25 protein-coding genes are annotated in these 25,874 nt (G+C 73.9%); 8 read left to right on the top strand and 17 right to left on the bottom strand.

The window, feature by feature from the left end:
* Nucleotides 1–101 precede the first annotated feature (101 nt).
* Nucleotides 102–1,355: an MFS transporter gene (locus ACFRAV_RS19040; RefSeq protein ID WP_382557010.1), complete on the bottom strand. Its 1,254-nt coding sequence runs from the start codon at nt 1,353–1,355 to the stop codon at nt 102–104.
* Between the two features lie 248 nt (nt 1,356–1,603).
* On the opposite strand from ACFRAV_RS19040, the gene ACFRAV_RS19035 reads away from it, so the two are divergent.
* Nucleotides 1,604–2,119 carry a hypothetical protein gene (locus ACFRAV_RS19035; protein WP_382557008.1) on the top strand — a complete coding sequence of 172 codons (516 nt, stop codon included), beginning with the start codon at nt 1,604–1,606 and terminating at the stop codon, nt 2,117–2,119.
* Between the two features lie 65 nt (nt 2,120–2,184).
* On the opposite strand, the gene ACFRAV_RS19030 is transcribed toward ACFRAV_RS19035, so the two are convergent.
* Nucleotides 2,185–3,342, bottom strand: coding sequence for a cellulase family glycosylhydrolase (locus tag ACFRAV_RS19030; protein ID WP_382557006.1), 1,158 nt, complete (start codon nt 3,340–3,342; stop codon nt 2,185–2,187).
* Between the two features lie 404 nt (nt 3,343–3,746).
* Between ACFRAV_RS19030 and manA the strand changes: the two genes are divergently transcribed.
* Complete coding sequence (manA, locus tag ACFRAV_RS19025) at nt 3,747–4,970, top strand: mannose-6-phosphate isomerase, class I (protein WP_382557003.1); 1,224 nt, start codon at nt 3,747–3,749, stop codon at nt 4,968–4,970.
* 177 nt (nt 4,971–5,147) lie between these two features.
* On the top strand, nt 5,148–6,086 hold the full coding sequence (locus ACFRAV_RS19020; protein ID WP_382557119.1) for an ROK family protein: 939 nt from the start codon (nt 5,148–5,150) through the stop codon (nt 6,084–6,086).
* Nucleotides 6,087–6,188: 102 nt separating this feature from the next.
* On the opposite strand, the gene ACFRAV_RS19015 is transcribed toward ACFRAV_RS19020, so the two are convergent.
* The 4 genes from ACFRAV_RS19015 to ACFRAV_RS19000 form a co-directional block, all read right to left on the bottom strand.
* Nucleotides 6,189–7,223, bottom strand: a complete 1,035-nt coding sequence (locus ACFRAV_RS19015) for a LacI family DNA-binding transcriptional regulator (protein ID WP_382557000.1) — start codon at nt 7,221–7,223, stop codon at nt 6,189–6,191.
* On the bottom strand, nt 7,220–9,829 hold the full coding sequence (locus ACFRAV_RS19010; RefSeq protein ID WP_382556997.1) for a glycoside hydrolase family 2 protein: 2,610 nt from the start codon (nt 9,827–9,829) through the stop codon (nt 7,220–7,222). Before ACFRAV_RS19010 ends, ACFRAV_RS19015 begins: the two co-directional genes overlap by 4 nt.
* 223 nt (nt 9,830–10,052) lie before the next feature.
* The gene (locus ACFRAV_RS19005) at nt 10,053–10,604 is read right to left on the bottom strand and encodes an RDD family protein (protein WP_382556995.1); all 552 of its coding nucleotides are present in this window, start codon (nt 10,602–10,604) and stop codon (nt 10,053–10,055) included.
* Nucleotides 10,605–10,779: 175 nt separating this feature from the next.
* Entirely contained in the window at nt 10,780–11,673 is an 894-nt protein-coding gene (locus ACFRAV_RS19000) for a virginiamycin B lyase (RefSeq protein WP_382556992.1), read from the bottom strand.
* Between the two features lie 584 nt (nt 11,674–12,257).
* On the opposite strand from ACFRAV_RS19000, the gene ACFRAV_RS18995 reads away from it, so the two are divergent.
* Complete coding sequence (locus ACFRAV_RS18995) at nt 12,258–12,731, top strand: DoxX family protein (RefSeq protein ID WP_382556989.1); 474 nt, start codon at nt 12,258–12,260, stop codon at nt 12,729–12,731.
* A gap of 106 nt (nt 12,732–12,837) precedes the next feature.
* Here the strand turns inward: ACFRAV_RS18995 and ACFRAV_RS18990 are convergent, their stop codons facing one another.
* On the bottom strand, nt 12,838–14,256 hold the full coding sequence (locus ACFRAV_RS18990; protein ID WP_382556987.1) for an FAD-binding oxidoreductase: 1,419 nt from the start codon (nt 14,254–14,256) through the stop codon (nt 12,838–12,840).
* 186 nt (nt 14,257–14,442) lie between these two features.
* Between ACFRAV_RS18990 and ACFRAV_RS18985 the strand changes: the two genes are divergently transcribed.
* Entirely contained in the window at nt 14,443–14,961 is a 519-nt protein-coding gene (locus ACFRAV_RS18985; RefSeq protein WP_382556984.1) for an HD domain-containing protein, read from the top strand.
* 22 nt (nt 14,962–14,983) lie between these two features.
* Here the strand turns inward: ACFRAV_RS18985 and ACFRAV_RS18980 are convergent, their stop codons facing one another.
* The 6 genes from ACFRAV_RS18980 to ACFRAV_RS18955 all read right to left on the bottom strand — a co-directional run bounded on the left by ACFRAV_RS18980 (nt 14,984) and on the right by ACFRAV_RS18955 (nt 20,382).
* The gene (locus tag ACFRAV_RS18980) at nt 14,984–15,925 is read right to left on the bottom strand and encodes a DUF72 domain-containing protein (protein ID WP_382556983.1); all 942 of its coding nucleotides are present in this window, start codon (nt 15,923–15,925) and stop codon (nt 14,984–14,986) included.
* Between the two features lie 9 nt (nt 15,926–15,934).
* Nucleotides 15,935–17,041 (bottom strand): NAD(P)-dependent oxidoreductase, encoded by a 1,107-nt coding sequence (locus ACFRAV_RS18975; RefSeq protein ID WP_382556980.1) that lies wholly within the window; start codon nt 17,039–17,041, stop codon nt 15,935–15,937.
* A gap of 111 nt (nt 17,042–17,152) precedes the next feature.
* Nucleotides 17,153–18,163, bottom strand: a complete 1,011-nt coding sequence (locus ACFRAV_RS18970) for a TauD/TfdA dioxygenase family protein (RefSeq protein ID WP_382556978.1) — start codon at nt 18,161–18,163, stop codon at nt 17,153–17,155.
* Nucleotides 18,164–18,369: 206 nt separating this feature from the next.
* Nucleotides 18,370–18,450, bottom strand: a complete 81-nt coding sequence (locus ACFRAV_RS18965) for a putative leader peptide (RefSeq protein ID WP_351116331.1) — start codon at nt 18,448–18,450, stop codon at nt 18,370–18,372.
* 52 nt (nt 18,451–18,502) lie between these two features.
* Complete coding sequence (locus ACFRAV_RS18960; protein WP_382556976.1) at nt 18,503–19,984, bottom strand: MFS transporter; 1,482 nt, start codon at nt 19,982–19,984, stop codon at nt 18,503–18,505.
* 305 nt (nt 19,985–20,289) lie between these two features.
* A complete protein-coding gene (locus tag ACFRAV_RS18955) occupies nt 20,290–20,382 on the bottom strand; it encodes a putative leader peptide (protein WP_382556973.1) in 93 nt (30 codons plus the stop codon).
* Between ACFRAV_RS18955 and ACFRAV_RS18950 the strand changes: the two genes are divergently transcribed.
* Nucleotides 20,347–20,835 carry a hypothetical protein gene (locus tag ACFRAV_RS18950; protein ID WP_382557124.1) on the top strand — a complete coding sequence of 163 codons (489 nt, stop codon included), beginning with the start codon at nt 20,347–20,349 and terminating at the stop codon, nt 20,833–20,835. The genes ACFRAV_RS18955 and ACFRAV_RS18950 overlap by 36 nt on opposite strands.
* A 52-nt stretch (nt 20,836–20,887) precedes the next feature.
* Here the strand turns inward: ACFRAV_RS18950 and ACFRAV_RS18945 are convergent, their stop codons facing one another.
* Nucleotides 20,888–21,304 (bottom strand): nuclear transport factor 2 family protein, encoded by a 417-nt coding sequence (locus ACFRAV_RS18945; RefSeq protein ID WP_382556970.1) that lies wholly within the window; start codon nt 21,302–21,304, stop codon nt 20,888–20,890.
* A gap of 107 nt (nt 21,305–21,411) precedes the next feature.
* Here ACFRAV_RS18945 and ACFRAV_RS18940 point away from each other — a divergent pair, with 107 nt between their 5' ends.
* The gene (locus tag ACFRAV_RS18940) at nt 21,412–21,981 is read left to right on the top strand and encodes a PadR family transcriptional regulator (protein WP_382556968.1); all 570 of its coding nucleotides are present in this window, start codon (nt 21,412–21,414) and stop codon (nt 21,979–21,981) included.
* Nucleotides 21,982–22,018: 37 nt separating this feature from the next.
* Here the strand turns inward: ACFRAV_RS18940 and ACFRAV_RS18935 are convergent, their stop codons facing one another.
* From ACFRAV_RS18935 to ACFRAV_RS18925, 3 genes are all read right to left on the bottom strand, one after another.
* Entirely contained in the window at nt 22,019–22,624 is a 606-nt protein-coding gene (locus tag ACFRAV_RS18935; RefSeq protein WP_382556965.1) for a class I SAM-dependent methyltransferase, read from the bottom strand.
* Nucleotides 22,625–22,686: 62 nt separating this feature from the next.
* Complete coding sequence (locus tag ACFRAV_RS18930; protein ID WP_382556963.1) at nt 22,687–23,367, bottom strand: 4'-phosphopantetheinyl transferase; 681 nt, start codon at nt 23,365–23,367, stop codon at nt 22,687–22,689.
* Nucleotides 23,364–24,230: a metallophosphoesterase family protein gene (locus tag ACFRAV_RS18925; protein ID WP_382556960.1), complete on the bottom strand. Its 867-nt coding sequence runs from the start codon at nt 24,228–24,230 to the stop codon at nt 23,364–23,366. The genes ACFRAV_RS18930 and ACFRAV_RS18925 overlap by 4 nt, the downstream gene beginning before the upstream one ends.
* Before the next feature lie 314 nt (nt 24,231–24,544).
* Here ACFRAV_RS18925 and ACFRAV_RS18920 point away from each other — a divergent pair, with 314 nt between their 5' ends.
* The gene (locus ACFRAV_RS18920; protein ID WP_382557116.1) at nt 24,545–25,726 is read left to right on the top strand and encodes a cytochrome P450; all 1,182 of its coding nucleotides are present in this window, start codon (nt 24,545–24,547) and stop codon (nt 25,724–25,726) included.
* The last annotated feature ends 148 nt before the right edge of the window (nt 25,727–25,874 follow it).

Genomic DNA, 25,874 nt, shown 5'->3' with positions numbered 1-25,874 from the left:
GTGGCGCTCGCGGTCCCGGCCGGTCGTGCCCCCGGCCGTCACGCCCGCCACCGGCGCCTCCCGCCGCCCGGGCGCGGCCCGGACCGCCCGTGTCCCCCGGGTCAGCTCGCCGGTACCGCCGGCCGCCGCGCGAGCGTGACGGCCAGTGCCAGCGCCGGCAGCAGCAGGGCCGCGCCCACGAGGTTGACGGCGCTGAAGCCGCCCGCGGCCAGGACCGGGCCGGCCAGCGCCGCGACGGCGGCTCCGGCGTAGCTCATGCCCGCGTCGGCGGCTCCCTGCAACGGGACCCGCACCTGGTCGTCGTCGACCGAGGCGAGCAGCGCGGACGCGGAGAGGGTGGAGAGCGACCAGCCGAGGCCCAGCACCACCAGGGCGGTCGCGGTCAGCGCTTCGCTGTTCCCGGACGCGGCCGCGTAGCCGAGGGTGACGGCGGCCCACAGGACGCCTATCCCGAGGAGCGCGGTGCGCAGCGGGCCCCAGCGGTCCGTGAGGCGGCCGAACAGCGGGCTGAGCCCGTACATGGCGGCGATGTGGACGCTGATGACCACGCCGACGATCCGCAGGGACATGCCGTGGTGCTGCATGTGCAGCGGCGTCATGACCATCACCATGATCATCGTGGAGTGCGCGGTGGCGAGCAGCACGACGGCGAACAGGGCGGTGGGGCGCCGTGCCGCCCACCGGAGGGCGGCCAGCGCGCCCACGGTGGCGGGCCGCGGTCCGACGCCCTTGTCCCCCGTGCCGGTCCGCACGTCGTCGCCCCGGTGGAGCAGGGCGATCAGCGCGCACGCCCCGGCGAAGGCCGTGCCGGACAGCAGGTACGGCCCGGAGAGCCCCAGCACGCCGACCGACTCGCCGGCGGTCCGGCCGAGTGCGGTGAGGTTGGGGCCGGCGACCGAGCCCACGGTGGTCGCCCACACGACCACGGCCATGGTGCGGGCGCGGACCTCGGGCGCGACTCCGTCCGCCGCCGCGTAGCGGGTCTGCAGGTTGCACGCGGAGGCCACGCCGAACAGACAGAACCCGGCCATCACGAGGGCGAGGTGACCGGCCGTGGCGGCCGCGACGACGAGTGCGGCGCCCAGGGCCGCGATCGCGTACCCGACGCCCAGCGACCAGCGGCGTCCGCGGCGTGCCGCCAGCCTGGCCAGTGGCACCGCCGCCAGTGCCGAGCCCAGGACGCCGACGGCCTGGCCGAGTCCGGCCAGTTCGACGGCCCCGAGGCGCTCCACCAGCAGTGTGGTCACCGTGATGCCCGAAGCGACGCCGACGCCGCCGAGCAGGTTGCCCAGCACGAGCACCCCGATCCGCCGCCGCTCGGCCCTGCCGCCCGCCGCCCGCCCGCTCCCCGTCACGCGCCCCGCCTCTCTCCTCATGACCGCGCCGCCTGCCGGGTGCGTCGCTGCGGGGAAGGATGCCATGCCCCGCCGACGGCCCCCTGGGCGGTCGTCGGGACTCCGGCAGGACGGCGTGGGAGCAGCCTCGCCGAGGCTCCGGCAGGACGGCGTGCGGGCAGCGTGGACGCTGTCGACCGGCCCGCCGGCGTACCCCCTGCCGGCGCCCCGAGGGTCCCGTGGGACCGGGACGCGACAGGATGTGGGGCATGAACACGTTCAGGGCGGGTGACCGGACGTTACGGCTGACCAACATGTCGACGGACGTCCTGGTCCAGGTGCTGATGCTCGCGGTCAGCGACCTCGCGGAGACGCCGTGGGACCACCGGTACGCGGCGCTGTGGGCGCTCCAGGACCAGGGGATGGTGGGGCTCGGAACGGTCGGGTTCGACCTGGCGGGCGTCCCCTGGGGGGATTCGGCGGCCGAGCGGAGGCGCAACACGGTGTTCGCCACGACGGTGACGGACCTGGCCGCGGCCGGGCACCGGTGGTGGGAACTGGACCACGAGCCGGCCCTGGCCGCGGCGCAGCTGCGCGAGGTGCGGTCCCTCGTCGTGCACGGCGCCCGTGTCGCGCCGCACGGGGAGGGCGCCGCCTGGTTCCCGTCCGAGGCGGAGGCTCTGAGCGCCTGCTGCGTGAGGCACCGCGTGCTGACGGGCCGTGCGCACCGGCCGGGATGGTGCGTGCTGTGCGTGGACGAGGGGTGGGAGTCCTCGTCGGGGTGACGCGGCGCCGGCTCCCGTGGGGGAAGGAAGCGCGAGGGGCCGGCGCCGCGTCGGTCCCGGCGGTCTCAGCGGTCAGCGGGGCCGCCGCGGACGACGCAGGACCGGGAGTTCTCCCAGCCCCAGCCGTCGCCGTCCGGGTCGGTGGCACTGCCGTTCACGCAGTAGGGGTAGCCGTTGGGCGCCGTGCCGCCGCCCGTGCCGGTACCGGAGCCGTAGACCGTGGCGCGCCTGGAGGTGGCGGCCACGCCGTTGGCACCGTTGAAGAAGCGGTTGCCCCAGCTGGTGAGGGAGCCGGCGTTGAAGCCGCTCACCATGTCGAGGTACTCGACCCCGCCGCCGTTGCCGCTCCACGACCAGCCGATGTAGCCGATGCCGAGCGACTGCGCGGTCGCCATGATGGCGTCCTCGTCCGGGTTGCCGTCACTGTGCTGGTTGCCGAACTCGCCCACGACGATGGGCAATTTGTTGGTGACGAAGGTGTTCAGGTAGCTCTGCACCTCGGCCGCCGTGTCGTACACGCCGTACATGTGGACCGAGAAGACGGTGTTGCGGTCCGGGTCGGAGGCGAAGACCGACGCGGCGTTGTCGCGCATCGTGTTCGACCAGTCCTGGCCCCAGTTGGGCGCGTCCACCATCAGCGCGTGCCGGAAGCCGGCGCCGCGGAGCTTGGCGATCGCCCGCTTCGTGGCGTCCGTCCAGCCGGTGTAGTTGTTGTTGCCCCACGGCTCGTTGCCGATGTTGACGACGACGTAGTTCTCCTGGCCGTCCAGGGCGCTCTTGATGCCGATCCAGTAGTCCGCCGCGCGGTCGAGGGTGGTGGCCGCGCCGTCCTCGCCGTACCCGGTGGTGTCGTGCACCTCCAGGACGCAGATGACCTTGCTCGCCTTGCACTGGCCGATGATGGACGTCACCTGGGGGGCGGAGGTCTTCGTCCACCGGTCGCCGCTGCTGAGCACCACGCGGACGGTGTTGGCTCCCTTGGCCGCGATGTCGGCGAGGGAACTGGTCCGGCCCGGATACCAGGCGTGCGCGTGGTTGACGCCACGCATCACGAACTGGTTGCCGTTGGTCTCGTGGATTCGCCCGTTGCTCACCCTGAGGCCGTTGGGCGCCGCCTCGGCCGCGCCGGTGATGGGGCCGAGGACGGAGATCATCAGACCGACGGCGACGGCGAACGCCGTGCCGGCGACGGTGCGCAGTAAGCCTCTGCTCTTCGGTGCCATGCTGCTCCTTCGGGGGGTCGGCAGCGACGCGCAACCGACGGCAACGTTGTCGGCCGTCGGCGGACTCCTATGACAGCACCTTCTGTTTCAGTGGTGTCAATAGCGGCGTCGTGATTGACAGAAGTCACGGGCACCGAAGCAACCTAGGGCGCTAAACCGGTTACCGAACAACACTCAGTCTGTCGGACCTGTTGTCGAGCTGCCCGCCCTGCCCTAGGGTCCTGTCCGGCCTGCGGCGACGACGCAATCCCAGTCGAACGCGCGCAGGACCGGTGGATGAAGGCCGCTTCCACCCCTCTCCGCCGGTATCGCCACTGCCAGCCGGTTGACAGTTATACCGGTTTAGTTGTTAACCCGACCAACCGTCTTTCGGTAGCCCCTCAATGGCGGCTACGGTACCGACCGTGGATGCACTACGACCCGTCATCAAGCCCTATGCGTGGGGCTCCCGTCACGCGCTGGCCGGCCTCCAGGGCCGCGAGCGGCCGTCCGCCGGACCGGAGGCGGAACTGTGGATGGGCGCCCACCCCGCAGGACCCACGGGCCTGACCCGCGGCGGCGCCGCGACCACCCTGCAGGCCGTCGTCGCCACCGCACCGGAGCGGGAACTCGGCACGGCGTGCGCCCGCCGGTTCGGCGGACGGCTGCCGTTCCTGCTGAAGGTGCTGGCCGCCGAGCAGCCGCTGTCCATCCAGGTGCACCCCGACCGTCGCCAAGCCCGTGCCGGGTTCGACGCCCGGCTGAACGGCGGTGCGGGGCAGGGGACCTACGCGGACGACTGGCCCAAGCCGGAACTGCTGTACGCGCTCACCGACTTCGAGGTGCTCGCGGGTTTCCGTGACTGCGGCGAGGGAGCCGCCGTGCTCGAGGAACTCGGCCTCGCGCGACTGCGCCCGGTGGTGGACGTCCTGCGCGCCGGCGACGGCGCACCCTCGCTCACCGAGGCCTTGCACACCGTGCTCATGTGGCCCCGCCACGACCGCGCCGCGCTGGTGCACTCCGTCGTGGAGGCCTGCCGCAGGCGGGCCCGCGTGCCAGGACCCTACGCGGCGGCCTACGACGCGGTGGTCCGTATGTCCGCCCACCGTCCCGCCGATCTCGGTCTGGTGGCCTCCCTGCTGATGTGCCACCGGGTGCTCGCGCCGGGAACTGCCCTGTTCATGCCGGCCGGAGGACTGCACGCCTATGTCCGCGGGGTCGGTGTGGAGCTGATGGCGAGCTCCGACAACGTGCTGCGCGCCGGGCTCACCGCGAAGGAGGTGAACGTGCCCGAGCTGCTCCGGATCACCGACCCGGCGGTGCGGGTTCCGGTGGTACGTCCCGTCGCCGTTCCGGGGTCCGGCCGCACGACGGTGTTCACCTGCCCCGCCGAGGAATTCACCTTGTACCGAACGGAGTTGGGCGCGCCGCCGGGACGCGTCGTCCCCGAGGCCGGCCCCCGCATCGTCCTGTGCACGGAGGGCAAGGCCCTGTTGCGCGGGCTCGGCGGCGAGGAACTCCCGCTCGGCGCGGGCGGGTCGTGCTTCCTCTCCGACGCCGACGAAGGGGTCACGGCCGAGGGGGACGGCACTCTCTTCGTGGCCGCTCCCGGACCCGAGCCCGTCGTCGGGACGGCCGGACCCTCCTGACCGACCTCCGCACCCCAGCCCGCCCTGCCGTCACGTCCTCCTCCGGACGTCGTCGGACCGATCCAGCGTAGGAGGACAACGTTGTCCGTCACGACCCCCGACCCGGCCACCGACCGGCCGGGCCAGGCCCCGGCCCCGGTCCCGCTCCCGGCTTCCGAGGGAAGGAGGAGCTCACGGGTGTACGCGGCCCTGGACATCGGCGGCACGAAGATTGCGGGCGCCCTGGTGGACGACGAGGGCGCCGTCCTGCACCGCGCCGAGATCCCGACCCCGGCCCGTGAGTCGGCGGCCCGGCTGGTGCGGGCCGTCGACACCGTCGTCGACGCGCTGGCCGCGCACCCCGCCTGGGGCTCGGTGCGCGGGCTCGGCATCGCCGGCGCCGGCCCGGTCGACACCGCGGCGGGCACCGTGAGTCCGGTGAACATCCCGGCCTGGCGGGGCTTCCCGCTGGTGCGGACGATGCGTGCGCACCCGTCGCTGCCCGACGGCGTCGAGCCGGTCCTGCTCGGCGACGCCGTGGCGATGGCGGCGGCCGAGCACTGGCACGGGGCCGCCCGTGGCGTCGCCGACGCGTTGTGCATGGTGGTGTCGACGGGCGTGGGCGGCGGGTTCGTCCTCGACGGCCGTCTGCACGCGGGCCCCTCGGGGAACGCCGGGCACATCGGCCACGTCACGGTCGACCTGGACGGCCCGTCCTGCGCGTGCGGTTCGCGGGGGTGCGTCGAGGTGTACGCCAGTGGTCCGGCGATCGCCCGTCACGCGGTGGCGGCGGGATGGAGGCCGCTGGACGGCGTGGAGCCGACGGCCGCGGACGTCGCCGCGGCGGCGCGTCACGGCGACGAGCGCGCCCTGGCGGCCTTCGACCGGTCCGCCCGCGCGCTGGCCGCCGGGATCGCCGGCAGCGCCACCCTGCTGGAGATCGAGGTGGTGGTCGTCGGCGGAGGCGTCGCGCAGGCCGGCGACACGTTGTTCGGGCCGCTGCGGCGTCACCTGCGGCGCTACACGGCCCTGGGTTTCACCCGAGACCTGGAGGTACGGCCCGCCGCGCTGGCCCGGGACGCGGGACTCGTGGGCGCGGCCGCCGCGGCGCGCGGGCGGGTCCCCGCGGGGCTCTGAGGGGCGGCGGCAACGGGCGGCGTGCCGCGCGGGCCTGACCATGTCCGGGGGCGTGGCGGTACGCCGGCCACGCCCCTCACCGGCCTCGTCCTCTCCCGCGCCTCAGGGACGGGGAGGCGCGGTCGAGCCGCGCGGCACGAGCGAGGGCGTCGCCACCGGACGGGAGGGCACCTCCTGCCCGGCGAGCACGTCGAACAGGACCCGCGCCACCTCCGCCCCGAACCCGTGCACGTCGTGGCTCATGGCCGACAGGGTCGGATGCGTCAGCCGGCACAGCTGGGAGTCGTCCCAGGCGAGCAGGGACAGGTCGTCCGGCACGGAGACGCCCATCTCCGCGGCGACTCCCAGACCGGCCACGGCCATGATGTCGTTGTCGTAGACGATGGCTGTGGGGCGGTCGGCACCGAGGAGCAGCATCCGGGTCGCCCGGGCGCCCTCCTCGCCGGAGAAGGCCGTCTCGACGTGCCGGCCGCCGCCCAGGCCCAGTTCGTCCATGGTCCGCTCGAAGGCCTGCGCGCGGATGCCGCTGTGGCCCAGGTCGGCGGGCCCGCCGACGCGGGCGATGCGCCGGTGGCCGAGGGCCGCCAGGTAGCGCACGGCCTCGGCGACGGCGGTGGCGTCGTCCGTCCACACCGACGGGAACCCTCCGGTGAGGCTCGGGTGCCCCACGCCCACGGCGGGCAGGCCGAGCCGGCGCAGGGGGCCGATGCGCGGGTCGTCCCGGTGGAAGTCGACCAGGATCGACCCGTCCACCTGGCGCTCCCGCCACCAGCGCTCCTGAAGCGTGATCTCCTCCTCGAGGGAGCCGACCAGGCGCAGGAGCAGGGAGCAGTCGTGCTCGGCGAGCACGCTCTCGATGCCGGAGATGAACTCCATGTAGAACGGCTCGAGGCCCAGGAGCCGGGCCGGCCGGCACAGGGCCAGCCCGACGGTGTCGACCGACTGCCGCGACAGGCTGCGGGCAGCCGAGTTGGGCGCCCAGCCCAGGCGCCGCGCGGCCGCGAAGATGCGCTCCCGGGTCGCCTCGGACACGCCCGGCTTGTTGTTGAACGCCAGCGAGACGGCGCCCTTGGACACGCCGGCGGCCGCGGCGACGTCCTTGATGGTGACGCGTCCTGGTGGCGCCGGTGTGCTCACGCGGGTTCCACGCAGAAGAGGGCCGCGCGCACGGCGTCGAGGCCGGTCCCGGCGGCGGAGTCCACCCGGAGGCGGACGCGCTCACCGGGGAGCAGGGTGCGCAGCCCGGTGTCGCAGACCGCGTCCGGTCCGAGCCGGTCGGCCTGCAGCAGAAGGTCTCGTACCAGAGTGTGTGCAGTCACCACGACCTCGACATTACCGCCACCGTCCGGCGCCTCCTCCACCGCGATGTCGAAGCGGGGAGCGGGGTAGGCGAAATCCTTGTCCGGGACGGGGAGATGGACGGCGCGCAGCAATTCCGCGCCCGCCTCGCCGCCCGCGGCCGCGTCGGCGACGAGCAGTTCGTCGGCGGACGCGGGGTCGGGGGCCAGGTCCTGGGGCACGGGCAGCCGGACGGCCTCACGCGGGGCGACGGTCAGGTCGAGGGTCCGTTCCGCCACCGTCGTGCCGTCCGCCCGCATCCGGCGCAGGGTCACCGAGGCGTTCCACGGGTCGGCGCCCTGGTTGACCACGGCGAGCACGGGGACCTCCCGACCGGCCGCCCCGACCGGCCCGCCCGCCCCGACCGGCCCGCCCGCCCCGACCGGCCCGCCCGCCCCGACCGGCCCGTCCGATCCGCCCACCTGCCCCACCTGCGCCGGCTGCCCCGGCTGGAGGGTCAGCAGGCGGTCCGCGTAGACCCGGCGCAGCTCGTGGTGGAGCGGCTTGAGGCGGCCGTCGCCGTCCACCGCGGCCCACGAGGTGACCGGCCAGCAGTCGTTGAGCTGCCACACCACGGCGCCGGCGCACACCGGCCAGTGCGACCGCCAGTGCTCGATGCCGGCCGACACCGCGCGGGCCTGGACGACCTGCGTGAGGTAGTGCCAGCGGTCGAAGTCCCCCTTGGGTGGGGTGAAGTGGTGCGCAAGGCCCCGCTCCAGTTTCCCGTTGCCGTCCTCGGCCTTCTGGTGGTGCAGCATCCCCGGCGAGTCGGGGGCGAGGGTCTCCCCCGGCAGCGCGCGCCGCAGCGTCGCCAGCGTGGGCGGCGCCTGCCAGCCGAACTCGGCCACGAACCGCGGCACCGAGTCGCGGTACTCGGCGTAGTCCCGGCGGTTCCACACCTCCCAGGAGTGGTGGGTGCCGTGCGCGGGCTCGTTGGGGTGGTGGTCCCAGGAGCCGGACCAGGGGCTGCCGGCCGAGTAGGCGCGGGTGGGGTCCAGTTCGGCGACGATCCGCGGCAGCAGGTCGAGGTAGTAGCCGCCGCCCCAGGAGTCGCCGTCGAGCTCGGGCTCCCAGCCCCAGTCGCGGAAGCCCCAGAGGTTCTCGTTGTTGCCGTTCCACAGCACCAGGCTGGGGTGGGGCATCAGCCGCACGACGTTGTCGCGGGCCTCGGCCTCCACCTCCCCGCGCAGGGGCTGCTCCTCCGGGTAGGCGGCGCAGGCGAAGAGGAAGTCCTGCCAGACCATCAGGCCCATCTCGTCGCAGGCCTCGTAGAAGGCGTCGTCCTCGTAGATGCCGCCGCCCCAGATGCGCACCAGGTCGATGTTGGCGTCCGCCGCCTGCCGCAGTCTGGCGCGGTAGCGCTCGGGGGTGATCCGGGAGGGGAAGGCGTCGTCGGGGATCCAGTTGACGCCGCGGACGAAGACGGGGACGCCGTTCACGACGAAGGTGAAGCGGGTGCCGTGCTCGTCGGGCGCCCGGTCCAGCACGACGTCGCGGAAGCCGATCCGGCGCGACCAGGCGTCGAGCCTCACGCCCTCGGCCGCAGGGGTCCCGGAGGGTTCGGCGGCAGGGGCGCCCGGAGCCTCGGCGGCTTCCTGGTCCACCAGGGTCACGTCCAGGTCGTACAGGGGCTGCTCGCCGTACCCGCGCGGCCACCAGAGCTCGACGTCCGGCAGCTCGAGGGTGAGCACGGCGGTGTTCCCCTCCACGGTGGAGCTCGCCCTGACGCCGCCGGCCTCGGCCCGTACCTCGATGCGGCGGTGCGCGCCCCGCTCGGTGCGTTCGACGTCGACGTGCAGCTCCACCCTGCCCGCACCGTCACGGACCGTGACCAGCGGCCGCACGCGGGCCAGGCGGGCCGTCGACCACCGCTCCAGCCGGACCGGCCGCCAGATCCCGGCGGTGACCAGGGTCGGCCCCCAGTCCCAGCCGAAGCTGCAGGCCATCTTGCGGATGTACTGGAAGGGCTCCGGGTAGACGTTCGGCCGCTCCCCCGTCACCGCGCGGACGGCGGCGGCCTCGTCGTAGGCGGAGGCGAACTCCACCCGCAGCATGCCGTCGCGGTCCGTGACGTCGAACCGGTGGCGCCGGTGCATGTTCCGGGTCCGGCCGAGCTCCTGGCCGTCCAGGGTGATCACGGCGGCGGTGTCCAGGCCGTCGAAGACCAGGTCGGTGCGCTCGTACGACGGGTCCGACGCCGTGTCGGCAGGCGCCAGTTCACGGGTGTACGTCCACGCCCGGCGGCCCACCCAGGCCACCTCGTGCTCGCCGAGGCCGACGTAGGGATCCGGGATCAGCCCGGCGGCGAGCAGATCGGTGTGGACGCAGCCGGGCACCTGGGCGGGCAGCGGATTCCCGTCGTGGTCGAGGCTCCAGCCGTCGGCGAGCTGGACGAGTTCCATCATGGGCGGACTCCTTCGGCAGGGCGTGCGTGCCTGGCACTTGAGCAGCGCGCTCAACCTAACGCCCGCGAGTGAACCGGTCTAGGCCCAGAATTCCGACGAGTCCCTCTTGCTCCGGGACACTCGCTCACACCGACTGAACTGGCGACAAGTCCGCCGGGCCCGCGGGTCACTCACCGCGCGGACCCGGAAGACCCGTCACGCACCGGCCGCCACCTTGACCGGTTCACTCACCCGCGAGCTTGGTGGTCAGGACGACGCTGTCCGCCGCCTTGTCGTGCAGGCACTGCTGGAACGGCTTGTCCCACAGGCACCACAACCCGTCGAGGAGGCCCAGGAAGGGGACGAACCCCATGAAGAAGCTCATGAACCAGCGCAGCCACGCACGCCTGAAGGACAGGTCCTCCCCGTCGCCGACCCGGGCGACGCGCAAGCCGCAGATCCGCTTCCCGTAGGTGGCGCCCCTCTCCCAGATCATGACGGGCTCGTAGCACAGGAGGGCCAGACCGAGCAGTCCGTAGCCCACGAAGCCGATGAGCACCTCGACCGGCTCCGGAGCCTCCAGCACGTTCTGCAGGACGGTGACGACGCCGGCCACCAGCAGCCCCGCGAGGAGCATGAACACCCCGTCCAGGAAGCGTGCGGCGAGCCGCGCGCCCTGGTTGCCCAGCATCTCCGGAGGCGGACCGTCCAGCGCAGGGGGCGGAGGCGGCGGGGGGTACATCGGCGGCCCGAAGCCGTAGGGCGGCTGCTGGTGCGGGGACGGGTGGGTACTCATGTGCGGTCCAAGGTGGTCCGGGGGCGGCTGGGTCACGGCCGCGCCTCCGACCGGTCGCAGGCAGGCGCAGCGACATGGAGGGTTCCGAACTTGGGCGCGCTCGTCAACGCGGGCCGCCGGCAGCGTGGTTGGGCGCCGAGTCGTCACCCCCGCGCGGACGGCCCTCGCTCGCGGATCACGGTCGCACCCGCGCGACCGATCCCGTCTCCAGGGCCGCCCACACCGCGCCGTCGGGGCCCAGGGTGATCCCGTGGGGTTCGGACGCCGGCGAGGGCAGGGCGTACTCGGTGATCTCCCCGCTGCCGGTGATGCGGCCGATGCGGTTGGCCCCCCACTCGGTGAACCAGCAGTCCCCGGTGGCGGCCGCCACGATGGCATGGGGCCTGGACGTGCGGTCGGGGAGCGGGAATTCCTGGACGCCGCCGTCCACCGTGATCCTGCCGATCCGGCCGGCCCCGATCTCGACGAACCACAGGGCCGCCCCGTCGCTGGTGATGCCCACGGGTGCGGCCCCGGTGGTGGGGAGCGGGTAGGTCTCGAAGTCCCCGTCGACGGTGACGCGGCCGATCGCGTCCGCCTGGTTGAGGGTGAACCACAGCGCTCCGTCGGGGCCCGCGGTGATGCCCGAGGGGAAGCCGCCCGTGCGGGGAAGCGCGAACTCGGTGATCCGCCCTTCGCCGGTGACACGGCCGATCCGGTCGGAGTTCATCTCGGTGAACCACATCGCGCCGTCCGGGCCGGCGGTGATGCCGAAGGGGCCGCTTCCCGCTGTCGGCACGGAGAAGGACCGCATGTCGCCGTCCGGGGTGACGCGGCCGATCCGGTCATCCTGGGACCGGGTGAACCACAGCGCCCCGTCGGGCCCGGGGGTGATGACCATGGGGCGGCAGGTGGCGGAGTCCAGCGGAAATTCCTCGAGTGCGCCGTCGAGGGTGAGACGCGCGATGCGGCCGCCGTGCACCAGGGTGAGCCACAACGCGCCGTCGGGTCCGGAGGTGATGCCGTAGGGCCCGGCCCCCTCGTCCGCGACGGCGATCTCCCTGACGGTTCCGGCATGGGAAGGGTGCACGACCAACTCCTCGCGGAGGCCGGACCCTTTCCTGCCTCCACCTCACCTTGTCCGTGAAGGGACGGCGGGTGCAACCGCGTTACCGGGGGAAGCCGGGGCAGGGAAAGCGGGGAGCCGAGACCGCCGGGAGCGGAAATTCGAGCCGCTCGTCCGGCCCACCTCGTCGGCGGGGCCGGAATGCCGCTCCCGGCGGCGCGAAGGCGCGACCGATATCCGGACGCACCTGATGGGGCGCGGCGCGCGAGACACCGCGGCGGATCTCCGCCTCGGCGGCGAGGACCGCGCCGCGACCAGCGGCGACGCAGGCCTGACCGTCGTCGTTGCGCCCGCACGCCCGCGCGCGTATCGGGCGGGTGACGTACCTTCACCACGCCGGTCCGCCGATTTCGTCTGGACGCTGAGCACCGGGCGAGTTCACCGACTCACGAGTCCCGCCCGTACCCAAGGAGTGCCGGAAGGAATGGCGGGCGGGGAACGTGGGCGCGGCTGAGTCGAATCGCTATTCTGCGTTCGAGGGTTGAACGAACGATCGATTCAAGATCGTCAAAATGTAAACTTCTCCAATCCCCCACTAGGAGCAAGTCATGAGCGTGCCGCCGAACGATTCCCCGGAGCTGTTACGCACCGCGACCCCTGTGGTACATGGCGCATTCCGTGCGGTGACCGGCTTCTTCTTCGCCTGCCACGGGGCGGCCTCCCTCTTCGGTGTTCTCGGCGGCGCCCACGGCGGCGGCACCGTGCCCACGCTGGCATGGCCCGGCTGGTGGGCCGCCGTCATCCAGCTGGTCGGCGGATCCCTGGTCGCCCTGGGCCTGTTCACCCGCACGGCAGCCGTGATCTCTTCCGGCTCCATGGCCTACGCCTACTTCAGCGTCCATCAGTCGAACGGACTGTTCCCCCTTGTGAACGGCGGTGAGGCCTCCGCCATGTTCTGCTGGGCGTTCCTGCTGATCGCCTTCATCGGCCCCGGCGCCTTCGCGCTGGAGAACGTCCTGCGCCGTGGGACGCCGGCCGCCAGGGCGAGTGAGCCGGCGACACCCGTGCGGGCCACTTCCTGATCGGTCCCGCGCCGACGACTCCTGCCGCGGGCTCCTGCCGATGGGCGGAGCCCGTGGCAGGCTTCATCTCCGCGCCGCTTCGGCGCCGCCGTCCCCTCCTGGCCGCTCATCCCTGCCGGGGCGTGATGTTGGCGTTGAGCCGGAAGAGGTTGCCGGGGTCGTAGGTCGCCTTGACCGCCGTCAGCCGTTCGTACTGCGGCCCGAAGCTCTCCTGGACCAACTGCTCGCCCTCCTCCAGGAAACCGGGGAAGTTGAGGTAGATGCCGCCGGAGGAGAAGGCCCGCAGGGCGGCGAAGGTCTCCCGCACCCAGCCGATGTTCCGCTCCGAGTCGGCCTCGTCCGACCAGTTGCCCTCGATGCCGACGAGGTAGGCGTCGCCCCGCCCGGTGAAGGCGGTCCCCTCCTGCGGGGCCCGCGCCATCGCGCCGCCCTGGAACCAGAGGTCCACCGTCGACACCGGCGACGGCGCACGCGCGGCGTGTTCGGCGAGCCGGTCGATCAGCTCGTCGGTGAGGCCGGGCAGGCTCACCGACTTCCAGTAGTAGCGGTTTCCGTCGGGATACTCCTCGTCCAGCAGGGACTGGACGTCGAGGTAGGTCGTGACGCCGCTCAGGTCGAACAGCGGTTCGGCGATCTCCCGCAGCGGCCGCAGTGCCCTCTCCCCCTCCTCGGGTCCGCCGGGGAAGAGCGCGAGCACGGCGACGAACGGCTCCCCGTGGATGTGCGCGGGAAGCGCCTCGTCCGGCGGGACCCTGCCGAACACGGCGAGCGGGGCCGTCCTCTCCCCGGGCGCGGACACCAGGCTCTCGACGCGGCGCAGGACGTCCCGGGCGTGCCGTGCCGGGTAGTACACGTTGCAGAAGTACACCTCCGGCCCGACCGGGTACAGCCGGTACGTGAACGAGGTGACGACGCCGAAGTTCCCCCCGCCGCCGCGGATCGCCCAGAACAGGTCCGGATGGCGCTCCGCGTCGGCCTCGCGGACCTCGCCGTCGGCGGTGACCACCGTCGCGGACATCAGCGCGTCGCAGCTCAGGCCGTGGGCGCGGCGCAGCCATCCCATGCCGCCGGACAGCGTCAGGCCCGCGACGCCGGTCTGCGACACCACCCCGAGCGGCACGGCGAGGCCGTGGCGCTGGGTCGCCCGGTCGACGTCGCCCAGGGTGCAGCCGCCCTGCGCACGCACGAACCGCGCGTCGGGGTCGACCTCGACGGTGGTCATCCCGGACAGGTCGACGACCAGGCCGCCGTCGCAGAGGGCGTACCCCGCCACGCCGTGGCCGCCGCCGCGCACCGAGAGCGGGAGGCGGTGGTCGCGGGCGAAGCCGACCGCCGCCGCGACGTCCGCCTCGCCGGCGCACCGCGCGACCAGGGCCGGCCGCCGTTGGATCGAGCCGTTCCACAGCCGTGTGGCGGCCGCGTATCCGGGGTCGTCCGGTTGGAGCAGTTCGCCCCGCAGGACGCCCCGGAGGCCCTCGACGGCGGAGGCGGGCGCCTCGGCCGGTCCGCTGTCTTCCGCACCCATGCGGATCACCTCCCGCCCCCAGCCTCACCCGACGCGGCCCGGGGCGCGAGCCACGGGTGGCCGTTGCGGTCACGACGGGGTGGACGCGCGCCCCGTCTCGTGGCGACGCGGTGGTGTCCGCGACAATCGGAACCCCGCACCGGCCCGCCCGGCCGGCTGTGCCCGGCCCGTCAGGAAGGAAGCCCGATGAGGACCGTCGAAGAGGTCGACGCGCTGGCGTCCGCCGCACACGCGGGGCAGGTCGACAAGGTCGGCGTGCCGTACGTCGAGCACGTCCGGGCGGTCGCCGCCGGGCTCGTGCCGTTCGGGGACCGGCTGGTGATGGCGGGGCTGCTGCACGACGTGGTGGAGGACACCGCCTGGACCGCGGAGGAGCTGCGGGCGGCGGGCGTCCCGGACGACGTGGTCGGGCTCGTCGAGGCGGTGACCAATCAGCCGGGCGTCCCCTACGAGGAGAAGATCCGCCGCATCGCCGGGAACCGGGAGGCCACGCTGGTGAAGATCGCCGACAACGCCCACAACAGCCGCGCCGACCGCGCGGCCGCGCTCCCGGAGGAGGCGCGTGCCCGCCTGGGCGCGAAGTACCGGGCGGCGCGCGAGGTGCTGTGGGCGGCGGTGGACCGGGCCGACGTCGAGGCGGTGCTCACGATCGTCAACCCGGCCCTGCTGGACGAACTGAGGGAAGACCGGGCGGCCTCGTCCTGACCCTCCCCACGCGACCCTCCGGTCACCGGCCCGCCGACGCACCGGTCCGCCCGGTCGTCACCGGTCCCCGGTCACCGGTCCGGGCGCCCACGGAACCGGCGGCCGCGGGACCGGTCGCCGCGGGGCCGAGGAGGCGGGTCATGGTTTCGGCGGCCCGCACGGCCGCGTCGGCGCAGCAGTTGTTGAACAGCACGTGCAGTCGCTCCACCTGCCCGGCCAGGTCGAGCAACCGGGGTGTCCACTCGCCGAGTTCGGCCCCGTCGTAGGTGTGCCGGAAGCGGTCCTCCTTGCTGCCGGAACCCCAGGCGGGACTGCGGCCGTGGAACCGCACGACGGACAGACGCGGCGAGGTCACAGGGGTGACCGGAGGTATCGAGGACGGCAGCGTCTGCGTCATGTCGACGGCCACCGCCGCCATGCCGTGCCGGGCGAGCAGCGCGCGGGTCCGGCCGGCCTGGTCCTCGCGCCACCACTGCGGGTGCCGGAACTCCACGGCGACGGGCCAGCCGTGCGTGCGCCGGGCGGTGTCCGCCAGGAAGGTCTCGGCCCGCGTGCCGGGCCGGAACCAGGGCGGGAACTGGAAGAGCACGCTCCCCAGCCGCCCGGCCTCCCGCAGCGGGGCGACGCCCGCGGTGAAGCGTACCCACACCTCGTCCAGGACGTCCGGGTCGCGGGCGTCCGGCGGCAGCCCGGGCGGCATCACCGCGCCGCGTGTGGGGTGTCCGGTCAGCAGGGAGAACGCCTTCACGTCGAACACGAAGCCGTCGGGCGTCCGCTCCGCCCACAGGCGGCTGTTGCGCTCGCTCGGCAGGGCGTAGTAGGCCGAGTCGGCCTCCACGACCGGGAACTGCTCGGCGTAGTGCCGCAGTCTCCCCTCGGCGTCCCGTCGTCCCGCCGGATACCAGCCGCTGCCGACCAGCGCCCGGTCGGTCCAGGAGCACGTGCCCACGAGGATGTCACCCATGACCTCCCGTTACCCCGCCCTGCCGTTTTCCCTCGTGGTCCCCCGTTCCGCGCCGCCCGTCAGGAAGCGGGCGAACTCCTCCACCAGGCGGGTCGAGGCTTCCCGCGTCGCGGAGCGGGTCATGCCGGCCGCGTGGGGCGAGAGGGTGCAGTGCGGGTTGCACGTCAGCGGCGAGGAGAAGCGGGCGCCCTCGCGCGTGAAGACGTCGACCGCGGCCCGGGCGGGTCCCACGGCGGGATCCCGCAGCACGCGGTCGAGGGCGTTCTCGTCGACCACGGCGGCCCTGCTGGTGTTGACCAGGACGGAGCCGGGCCGCATGGCGCGCAGTTCGGCCTCCCCGACGAGCCCGGCGGTCTCCGGGGTCGCCGGAACGTGCACCGAGATCACGTCGCAGGCGGCCAGCAGCTCGGCCAGGGACTCCACTCGGCGGCCGGGCCATCCCCCGGCCCGGTCCGGGGTGAAGCGCGGCGATCCGAGGACCAGGACCTCGGCGCCGAAGGCCCGCACCAGGTCGGCCACCCGGCGGGAGACGGCGCCGGTTCCCACCAGCCCGACCCGGGCGTCGGACAGGCCGCGGGCCGGCAGACCCGCTGTGGCCTCGCCCCACGCACCGGCCCGGAGCTCCCGGTCGCGCCGGGAGACCTCGCGCAGCGCGTCGAGCATGAGCGCCACGGTCAGCTCGGCCACCGCAGGGGCGTTGGCGCCGGGGGTGGTGCGGATCGCGACTCCGAGGTCACGGGCCGCCCGGTGGTCGAAGGTGTCGGAGCCCGTCGCGGCGCGGCCGGCCAGCACGAGGCGCCGCCGCAGGCCCTCCCCCGTGGCCTGCTCCAGCACGGCCCGGGTGAGCGGGATGCCCGCCCGGCACTTCAGCGCCTCGTAGCCCTCGCCCCCGTCCTCCAGGCTCCGGCCCAGTTCCCGCTCGTCGAAGCCGTCGAAGTTTACGGTGTCCCACTCGGCGGCGATGCGGGCGCGAAGTGCCGCGTCGTGGACCCTGCGGACGTTGACCGTCGGCACGAGGCCGAGACCGGCCAGGGCGGTCAGCTCGGTGAGCGCCTGTTCGCCGGGGGCGGGATCCACCACGAGGACGCGCCGGGCGGCGGAGGAGTCGTCGTTCACGATCGTCCAGCATGCCCGCGCCCTCCGCCGCTCCGTCGGCCGGGTCGGGGCGGCCGGCGCCCGCCGGCCCGCATCGTGGGCGGGCGGGCGTCGGCCCTCGCGACTCCGGGGTCAGGCCTCGGCGAGCACCCCGTCGGTGGACGCGCCGGAGGCGATGCCGTACTCCGGCTCCGGCACGGACTCCGGGGCGAGCAGCACCGAGCGGCGGCCGTCGACCCCGATCGGCACGTCACCGTCGACCGTGACCCTGCGCAGGGTGCGCTCGTGGTCGTCGGAGTCGTCCACGCCGTAGTGCTGGGTGGCCCGGTTGTCCCAGATGGCGACGTCGCCCGCGCGCCACTGCCAGCGCACGGTGTTCTCCGGGCGCTCGACGTGGGACTGGAGGACGTTGAACAGGGCGCGCGAGTCACGGCCGTCGAGTCCGGCGAACCGCTGCAGGAAGTTGCCCAGGATCAGGGTGCGTTCGCCGGTCTCGGGGTGGAGGCGCACCACCGGGTGCTCGGTGCGGAAGGCGACCGAGGTGAACACCTCGCGGTGCTGCAGCAGTTCGGCGGACACCGCGCCCGGCCGGACGGCCGCGTAGTCGTAGTCGTTGGTGTGTAGCCCGCGCAGGTTGTCCGCCAGCAGCCGCAGGGGCTCCGGGAGTTCGGCGTAGGCGGCCGCCGTGTTCGCCCAGAGGGTGTTGCCGCCGTAGGGCGGGATCACCTCGGCGCGGAGGATGGAGAAGGCCGGGTAGGCGGGCACGAAGGTCACGTCGGTGTGCCACTGGTTGGCCCGGCCGCCGTGGTCGTTGTCGATGCCGAGGGCGTAACGGCCGTCCACCGAGGGCACGGTGGGGTGCGCGACGAGCTCGCCGAGCAGCCGCCCGAACGCCTCGTGACCGGCGGCGTCGAGGTGGTGCTGGTCGCGGAGGAAGACGACCTTGTGTTCGAGTACGGCGGCGCGGATCGCGGCCACGGTCGTCGCGTCGAGGTCGCCGCCGAGGCGGACCCCGGAGATCACGGCGCCGATGCGGCCGCCGACCTTCTCGACGGTGACGTCGACGGCGGTGTCCGCCTCGGCCCGGGTGGTGGGGGCCTGGGCGGTGCCGGTGGCGGGGGCGACGTCGGTGGTGGAGGTCATGGTGTTCCTTTCGCGGGAAGCCGGCCGGCCCGGCCCGCCGCCGAGCGGCGCGGACAGGGCATGCGGACAGGAGGGTGCGGCCGTTGGAGGGGGCACCAGGAGGGTGCGGCCCTTCGCGGAGGCACCGGGCCTGACGGGGCCGAGAGGAGAGGGAGGGCGCACGCGCGCGGCAGCAGGGGCGGCGCGCGTGCGCGGGAGGGTCGGCGTCAGCTCTCCGGACACGCCGCCGAGGCGAGGCGCCCCAGGTCGACGTGGCGCCGCGTCACGAGGAAGGTCGTCGCGGTCATGCTTCGAGCATGGTCAGGCGGCCGCGGCCGGTCAAGGAATCGCGGGACGGCTTCACGAGCCCGCAACGAGCCGGACGTGCTCACCCTGACCGCCCGCTTCGGAACCGCCCGCTTCCGGCCCGCCCGCACCCGGCCCGTCCGCCTTCGGCGCATCCGCATCCGGCACGCCCGCAGCGGCCGGCTTCGCCCCGGTGGGCAGGTGCAGGTCCGCGGCGCGGATGCGCCAGGTCGCCAGCACGCTCACCACCGAGGTGAACACCAGGTACCCGCAGGCGAGCCACGGCGTGCCGCCGCCCACCGCGAGGAAGGTCGTCAGCAGCAGCGGCGTGATCCCGGAGGAGACGATCCCGGACACCTGGTAGACGAACGACATGCCGGTGTACCGGACCTCGGCAGGGAAGAGCGCGGCGAACAGCGTTCCCTGGGCTCCGTAGAAGTACGCGTGGATCACCCCCAGCGTGAGGACCAGCGCCGCGCCGAACGCCCAGGTGCCGCCGGCCTCGAACAGCCAGAAGGCGGGGAACACACTGACGCCGAAGGCCACCATGCCGACCGCGTACGTCCTCAGCGCCCCCTGCCGGTCCACCAGGACGCCGGACAGCGGTATCAGCACCGCCATCACCAGCGCGGCGACGGTGACCGCGAGCAGCACGGGGGTGCGCGGCAGTTCGAGCTCCGTGGTGGCGTACGCGATGGCGAAGACGCCCCAGGTGTTGAACGCGGCGCCCTCGCCCCATCGGGCGAGCATCCCGAGGTAGGTGTGCCGCCTGCTCGTGGGGTCCTTGAAGAGGGTGACGACCGGGACGCGGGAGGTCGTGCGACGCCGCTCCACGTCACGGAACGCCGGTGTCTCGTCCACCTTCAGGCGCACGGCGATGCCGACGCCGACCAGGACCAGGCTGACCAGGAAGGCGACCCGCCAGCCGTAGTCGAGGAAGGCCGCGTCGCTCAGCCACACGCTCAGCAGGGCGAACAGGCCGGTGCCGAGGGCCAGTCCGAGGGCGAGGCCGACCTGGGGGAAGCTCCCGAACCGGCCCTTGCGGCCGTCCGGGCCGTGCTCGATCGACAGCAGCACGGCTCCGGCCCACTCGCCGCCCAGCGCCACGCCCTGCAGGACGCGGAGCACGAGCAGGAGGACGGGCGCCCACAGGCCCGCCTGTTCGTAGGTCGGCAGCACGCCGATCAGGGCGGTGGCCCCGCCCATCAGGCCCATGGTGACGGCCAGCGTCCGGCGCCTGCCGATCCGGTCGCCGATGTGGCCGAAGAGGAGACCGCCGACCGGCCGGGCCAGGAAGCCGACGGCGAAGGTCGCGAAGGAGAGCATGGTGCCGACGGTGTCGTCGCCGGTGGGGAAGAACAGCTTGTTGAACACCAGGCCGGCGGCGGTGCTGTAGAGGAAGAAGTCGTACCACTCCATGGTGGTGCCGAGCAGGCTGGCGGCCACCACCGTGCGCAGGCGGCGGCGTTCACCGGGATCGGCGCTCCCCTGCTGCGGGGCCGGGACGGAGGTGTGCTCACCGAGGGATTCGGGCATGACGGGTCAGCTCCTTGACCGGGGTCGGGCGCGTTCATGACGACGGCGGACCGCGAGCGGCGCGGTCCTGGACCAGGCGCGTGCGGGCCCTGGGGCGGCGAAGGGCGCACGTCCCCACCGCGCGACGGCTCCCGGACAGGTGGAGACCACCCTCGGCCGCCGTTCCGGGGTGGGGAGAGCGGCAGGAGGGAGGCGTGCGGACGGCGCCGTTCACCGACGGTCGTCGGCGGCGCTCACCCGGGGAGCGGACACACGCGGGCACGGCCCGAGGGGCCGTGGCGGGAGGGGATGCGCCGGAAGCCGCGTCAGCGGGCGGCGACGGGAGAGGAACACAGGGCGCTGGAGACGCGCACGAGGTCGACGTGGCGTCGACGCGTGAGGTCCTGGCGCTGGTTCATGCGCCCGATTCAACCAGGCCGCACACCGTCCGGTCGAGAGGGCGTTCCCCGCGCGTCCGTCGTCGGGCCACCGCGAGGCCGGCTCTGCGCACCACGGCCGTCGCCGCATCCGGCGCCCCGGCCTACAGGCCGGGAGGACCGGACGCACTGCTCCGGCTTGCCAGGGACGCCGACGTCTCGTTCCGCCCGTCGATCGCGTACCGCCTGGCGCGGAGCGCGCACCGCGAACGCGCCGTCACCGACGCCCTGGCCGAACTCCTGGGCGAGGCGGACCAGGTGGCGCGGGTCTGGGCCGCCTTCGGGCCGGCCGAGCGCGACGATCCGCGATGTGTCGCCGGCGCCGCCCTGGTGGGGCCCGTCGAGGCCCGCGCCGTACGGTCGTGGATCCTGGACGCGCCCTCCCGCTACGAGGAGCGTTGGAGGGAACGTCCGGTGCCGGACCCCGCGACCTGATCGGGGCGCGGACCGGCGGCCCCGTGGACGCTGCCGGGGGCCCGGCGTCGGCTCAGGCCTGGACGAGCCCGTCGGCGACCAGGCCGGTGAGGACCGCCTCGCCGAGTGCCTGCACCGCGGAGGCCGGGCGGACCATGACGGTGAACTCCTTGATCCGGCCGTCGTCGTCGAAGTGCAGCAGGTCGATGCCGTGGATCTCCTTCCCGCCGACCTCGGCGCGGAAGACCAGCACCGCGGAGTCGGTGGCGGACCCGTCGGCGGTCCGCACGGTGCCGGCGGTGTCGCCGACGTAGCGGAATTCCTCGAAGGTGCGCAGCAGGACCCCGAAGAGGCCCATGACCATGGGCCGGCCCTCGAACGGCGTGAACTTCACCGGGCTGTACAGGCGGATGTCCTCGGTGAAGAGCTCCTCGATGGCCGCGAGGTCACGGCTGTCCACGGCGGCGCGGAAGCGGTCGGCGGTGTTCATGGCGTGTGTTCACCTTCCATAGTCATGGATGTGACTAGTCGGATTCATGACTACCATAGGATCTGCCTCGTTGACAGAGGCGGGCGAGAAGACGAGGAGGCGGGGAGATGGCGCTGCGGCACGCGGTGCTGGCGGCACTGCTCGAGGGGGAGCTCAGCGGCTATCAGCTGGCCAAGGCCTTCGACCTGGGCGTCGCCAACTTCTGGTACGCCCAGCCCCAGCAGCTCTACGCCGAGTTGGGCAGGCTGGAGCGGGACGGGCTGGTCCGGGGCCGGGAGGTCGTGCAGGAGAGCCGGCCCAACAAGCGCCTGTTCGAAGTGACGGAGGCCGGGCTGACGGAACTCGAGGAGTTCACGGCCGCCTCCACGAAGCCCTCCTTCATCCGCGACGACCTGCTCGTCCAGGTCCAGGCGGCGGACCGGGTGGACACCTCCGCGCTGATCACGCGGCTCGAGGAGCGCGCCGCGTTCGCCCGCGCCAAGGTCGACCTCTTCGGGAAGCTGCTGCGCGCCATGCGCGGCGACCGCACCGAGGAGGAGTTCCTGCGCCACGGCGACCGGATCGGCCCGTACCTGACCTGTCTGCGCGGCCTCGCCTTCGAGGAGGGCAACCGCGACTGGTGCGAGCGCGCCGTGACGGTCCTGCGGGAGCGGCGGGGCAGCCCTTCGCCCCGGTGAGCACCAGGTCACCGGGGCGAGCCGCCCACTTCCCGCGTCAGCGGCGGTGGACGGAGACGGCGTAGCCGCCGCCGTCGTAGGGGTCGGCGTCCCAGGTGGCGAAGTGGTCGACGAGGGTGAGACCGGCGGACTCGCAGTGGCCGTCGTACTGATCCAGGGTGAGGGTGGGCGACACCGGCAGGTGGGCCTCGTCCAGGCCGAAGCCGGAGACCAGCAGACCGCCCGGCCTCAGCGCCGCGGTCAGGCGCCGGACCACCGTCGCGACGGTGCCGTCGGCGACCAGCTGGAAGACGTTGCCCGCGACGACCACGAGGTCGAAGTCCGTGGCGCCGCCGAGGGCGTCGGGGTCGAGCTCGGCCAGGTCGGCCTGGAACCAGGGCAGCTGCGGCGCCTGCTGTCGCGCCACCGCCAGCATCGAGCCGTCGAGGTCCACGCCCACGCAGTCGTACCCGAGTTCCGCGAGCCGGATCATGACGCGGCCCGTGCCGCACCCGGCGTCCAGCACGCGGGCCCCGGGCGGCACCAGGGCGGCGCAGAACCGTGCCTCGCCGTGCATGTCCTTCCCGCTGCGCGCCAGCGCCGCGAACCGTGCGGCGTAGTCCTCTCCGGACGTCCCACCGGTCAGGTCGTTCCAACGGCTCATGCGGCTCACTATAGGTTCCGTGTCCGGCGGCGCCCGGGAGGGGGCGGGCAGCGGCCCCGGCGTCAGGCGTGCGGCACCACGACCGCGGTGGCCGCGAGCCCCTCGCGGACGGTCCACCGTCCCGCGAAGTGCCCGATCCGGTGGCCGCCCACCAGCGGTCCGGGCACGAGCAGTACGGCGCGGAAGCCGCCCTCCGCCGGCGTTCCGGAAGGCGGGGCGATGTCGACGTCCGCCTCCTCGAAGTCCAGCCAGGCGCCGGTCAGGGGGAACCACGCCTTGTAGACGGACTCCTTCGCGCTGAAGAGCAGCCTGTCCCAGTGGACGTCGGGCCGCCGGCCGGTCAGCCGCCCCAGGCGTTCGCGTTCGGCGGGCAGCGAGACGGAGGCCAGGACGTCGTCCGGGAGCGGGCGGTGCGGCTCGGCGTCGATGCCGAGGGAGGCGAGGTCGGACGTCCGGGCGAGGGCGGCCGCGCGGTAGCCGTCGCAGTGGGTCATGCTGCCGACCAGGCCCTCGGGCCACCGGGGCGCGCCCCGTGGTCCGGTCGGGACGGGGCACGGCGGGATGCCGAGCTGCCGCATGGCGAGGCGGGCGCAGCCGCGCACCGCGGCGTACTCCCGGCGTCTCTTGGCCACCGCCCGCGCGACCGCCGGCTCCTCCTCGGGGTACAGCGGCGTCTCCTCGGCCGGGTCGTCGCGGAAGGTCTCCACGGCCGCCACCGTGCCGGGGAGCAGGTCACCGATCACCGGGTGCCGTCCTCCGACTCCGAAGGGAGGATGCGGCGCAGGGTCCCCGGCGGGCCGGAACGTGCCCGCCACTCGCGCGGATAGCCGACGGACACCTCCTCGAACCGGACGCCTTCGTGATGGGTGGTCCTCGGGATGTGCAGATGGCCGTAGACCATGGCGGCGACACGGAACCGGCGGTGCCAGTCGGCGGTCAGCCGGGTGCCGCACCACATCGCGAACTCGGGGTACCGCAGGATCTCCGTGGGGTGCCGGTCGAGCGGATAGTGGTTGACCAGGACGGTGGGCAGGTCGTCCGGGAGTTCGGCGAGGCGGCGTTCCGTCTCGGTCACCCGGGCGCGGCACCACGCCTCGCGGCTCGGGTACGGGTCGGGATGCAGGAGGAACTCGTCGTTGCAGACGACGCCCGTCCGGTACGCGTAGGCCAGCCCCTCGTCCTTGGTGGTGCACCCGGCCGGCAGGAAGCTGTAGTCGTAGAGCAGGAACAGCGGCGCCACGACGGCCGGTCCGCCCGGGCCCTCCCAGACCGGCCAGGGGTCCTCGGGGGTGGTGACGCCGAGCTCCCGGCACAGGTCGACCAGGTGCGCGTAGCGGTCGGCGCCGCGCAGGGTGACGGCGTCGTCGGGGTGGGTCCACAGCTCGTGGTTGCCGGGCGCCCAGACGACCTTGCGGAAGCGGCCGGCCAGCGTCTCCAGGGCCCGGCGGACGTCGGCCACCGTCTCGGCGACGTCACCGGCGACCAGCAGCCAGTCGTCGTCGGACCCGGGCCGCATCCGCTCGACCAGGGCGCGGTTCTCCTCGTACCCGATGTGGAGGTCGCTGACGGCCAGCAGCCGCCCCGTCCCTCCGGCCGTCGATGTCACTTCCGGTCCCCCCGTCGTCGGCGAAGGGCACCACGAGAACACACCCGAACGAGCCCGGACAAGGGGCTCCTGACGGCAGGTGGGCAGGCCTCGTGGGGGCCGCGTACGCCCTCGCGTGACGGCGTTCCGCGAGGGCGCGGCGGTCGGTGGACCGTGCCGCGTCCGGGGTCAGCGCCTTTAGGGCCGCTTAACCGGCGGCCGGGACAATCCGGGCCTTCGACCGCGCGTCCCTGCGGGGCGCGGAGACTTCTCGGGGAGCGGAATTGAGCGGCGACGAACTGGTCGGGGAGCGCGGCGGCGTGCCGGCGTTCCCGATGTCGAGGGACTGTCCCTACCACCCTCCGGCCGGGTACGGCCGGCTCGCGGAGCAGGGGCCGCTGTCCCGGGTGCGTCTCTACGACGGCCGGGAGGTGTGGGTGGTGACCGGCCATGCCGAGACGCGCGGCCTGCTGGTCGACCCGAGGCTCTCCTCGGACCGGTCGCGCCCGGACTTCCCGGTGCTCGTCCCGCGCATGGCGGCGGCGCGGCTCACCGCGCTGGTCGGCATGGACCCGCCCGAGCACGACGTCCAGCGACGCATGCTGATCGGCAGCTTCACCGTGCGCCGGGTGAACGGCCTGCGGCCTTCCATCCGCCGGATCGTGGACGAGCGGATCGACGCCGTCCTGGCGAAGTCCGGCAGCGGCCCCGTGGACCTCGTGCAGGAGTTCGCGCTGCCGGTACCGTCCACCGTCATCTGCGAGCTGCTCGGGGTGCCGTACGAGGACCACGAGTTCTTCGAGGAGCAGACCCGGCGGATGCTGCTCGCGACCGGCACCGCCGATCAGGCGGCCGCCGCGAGCGCCGCCCTGGTCGGCTACTTCGACCAGCTGACCGAGGAGAAGCTGAGCGGGAGCGAGGGCCGGACGACGAAGGGCGGGCTGCTCGACGAGCTGGCCGAGGACCGGGTGCGCACCGGTGAGCTGAGCCGCGCCGACGCCTCCGCCATCGCCATGTTCCTGCTGGTCGCCGGGCACGAGACCACCGCGAACATGATCGGCCTGAGCATCCTGACCCTCCTGGAGCACCCCGCGGAACTGGCCCGGCTGCGGGAGGACCCGAGCCTGCTGCCGGGCGCGGTGGAGGAGTTGCTGCGTTTCCTGTCGGTCGCCGACGAGCTGCAGCGGGTGGCCGCCGCGGACATCGAGGTCGGTGGCGTGGTGATCCGGGAGGGCGAGGGCGTGTACCTGCCGAACGCCGCGGCCAACCGCTCCGCCGAGGTGTTCCCCGACCCCGACGCCCTGGACGTCGGCCGTGACGCCCGCCGGCATCTGGCCTTCGGATACGGCGTCCACCAGTGCATCGGCCAGAACCTGGCCCGTGCCGAGGTGGAGATCGCCCTCGGGCAGTTGATCACCCGGATCCCCACCCTGCGGCTGGCCGCCGCGGTGGAGGAGCTGGGCACCAAGGCGGGCGGATCGGTGCAGGGGGTGCGGCGGCTGCCCGTGGAGTGGTGAGCCCGCGGAACGGCGGACGGGGCGGGGGGGGCCCCGGGGTTATGGTTGCCCCCCCCCCGGGGGGGGCCCCCGGGGGGGGGCCGGCGCCCCCGCCCCGGGGGGGGGGGGGCGGGGGCGATGTCGCCGGGACCGGGTCCGGGTCCGGGAC

The sequence above is a fragment of the Streptomyces sp. NPDC056600 genome (genome assembly GCF_042792855.1).
In the GTDB taxonomy this organism is placed as follows: domain Bacteria; phylum Actinomycetota; class Actinomycetes; order Streptomycetales; family Streptomycetaceae; genus Streptomyces.
This window is presented reverse-complemented; position numbering and strand designations above follow the sequence as displayed.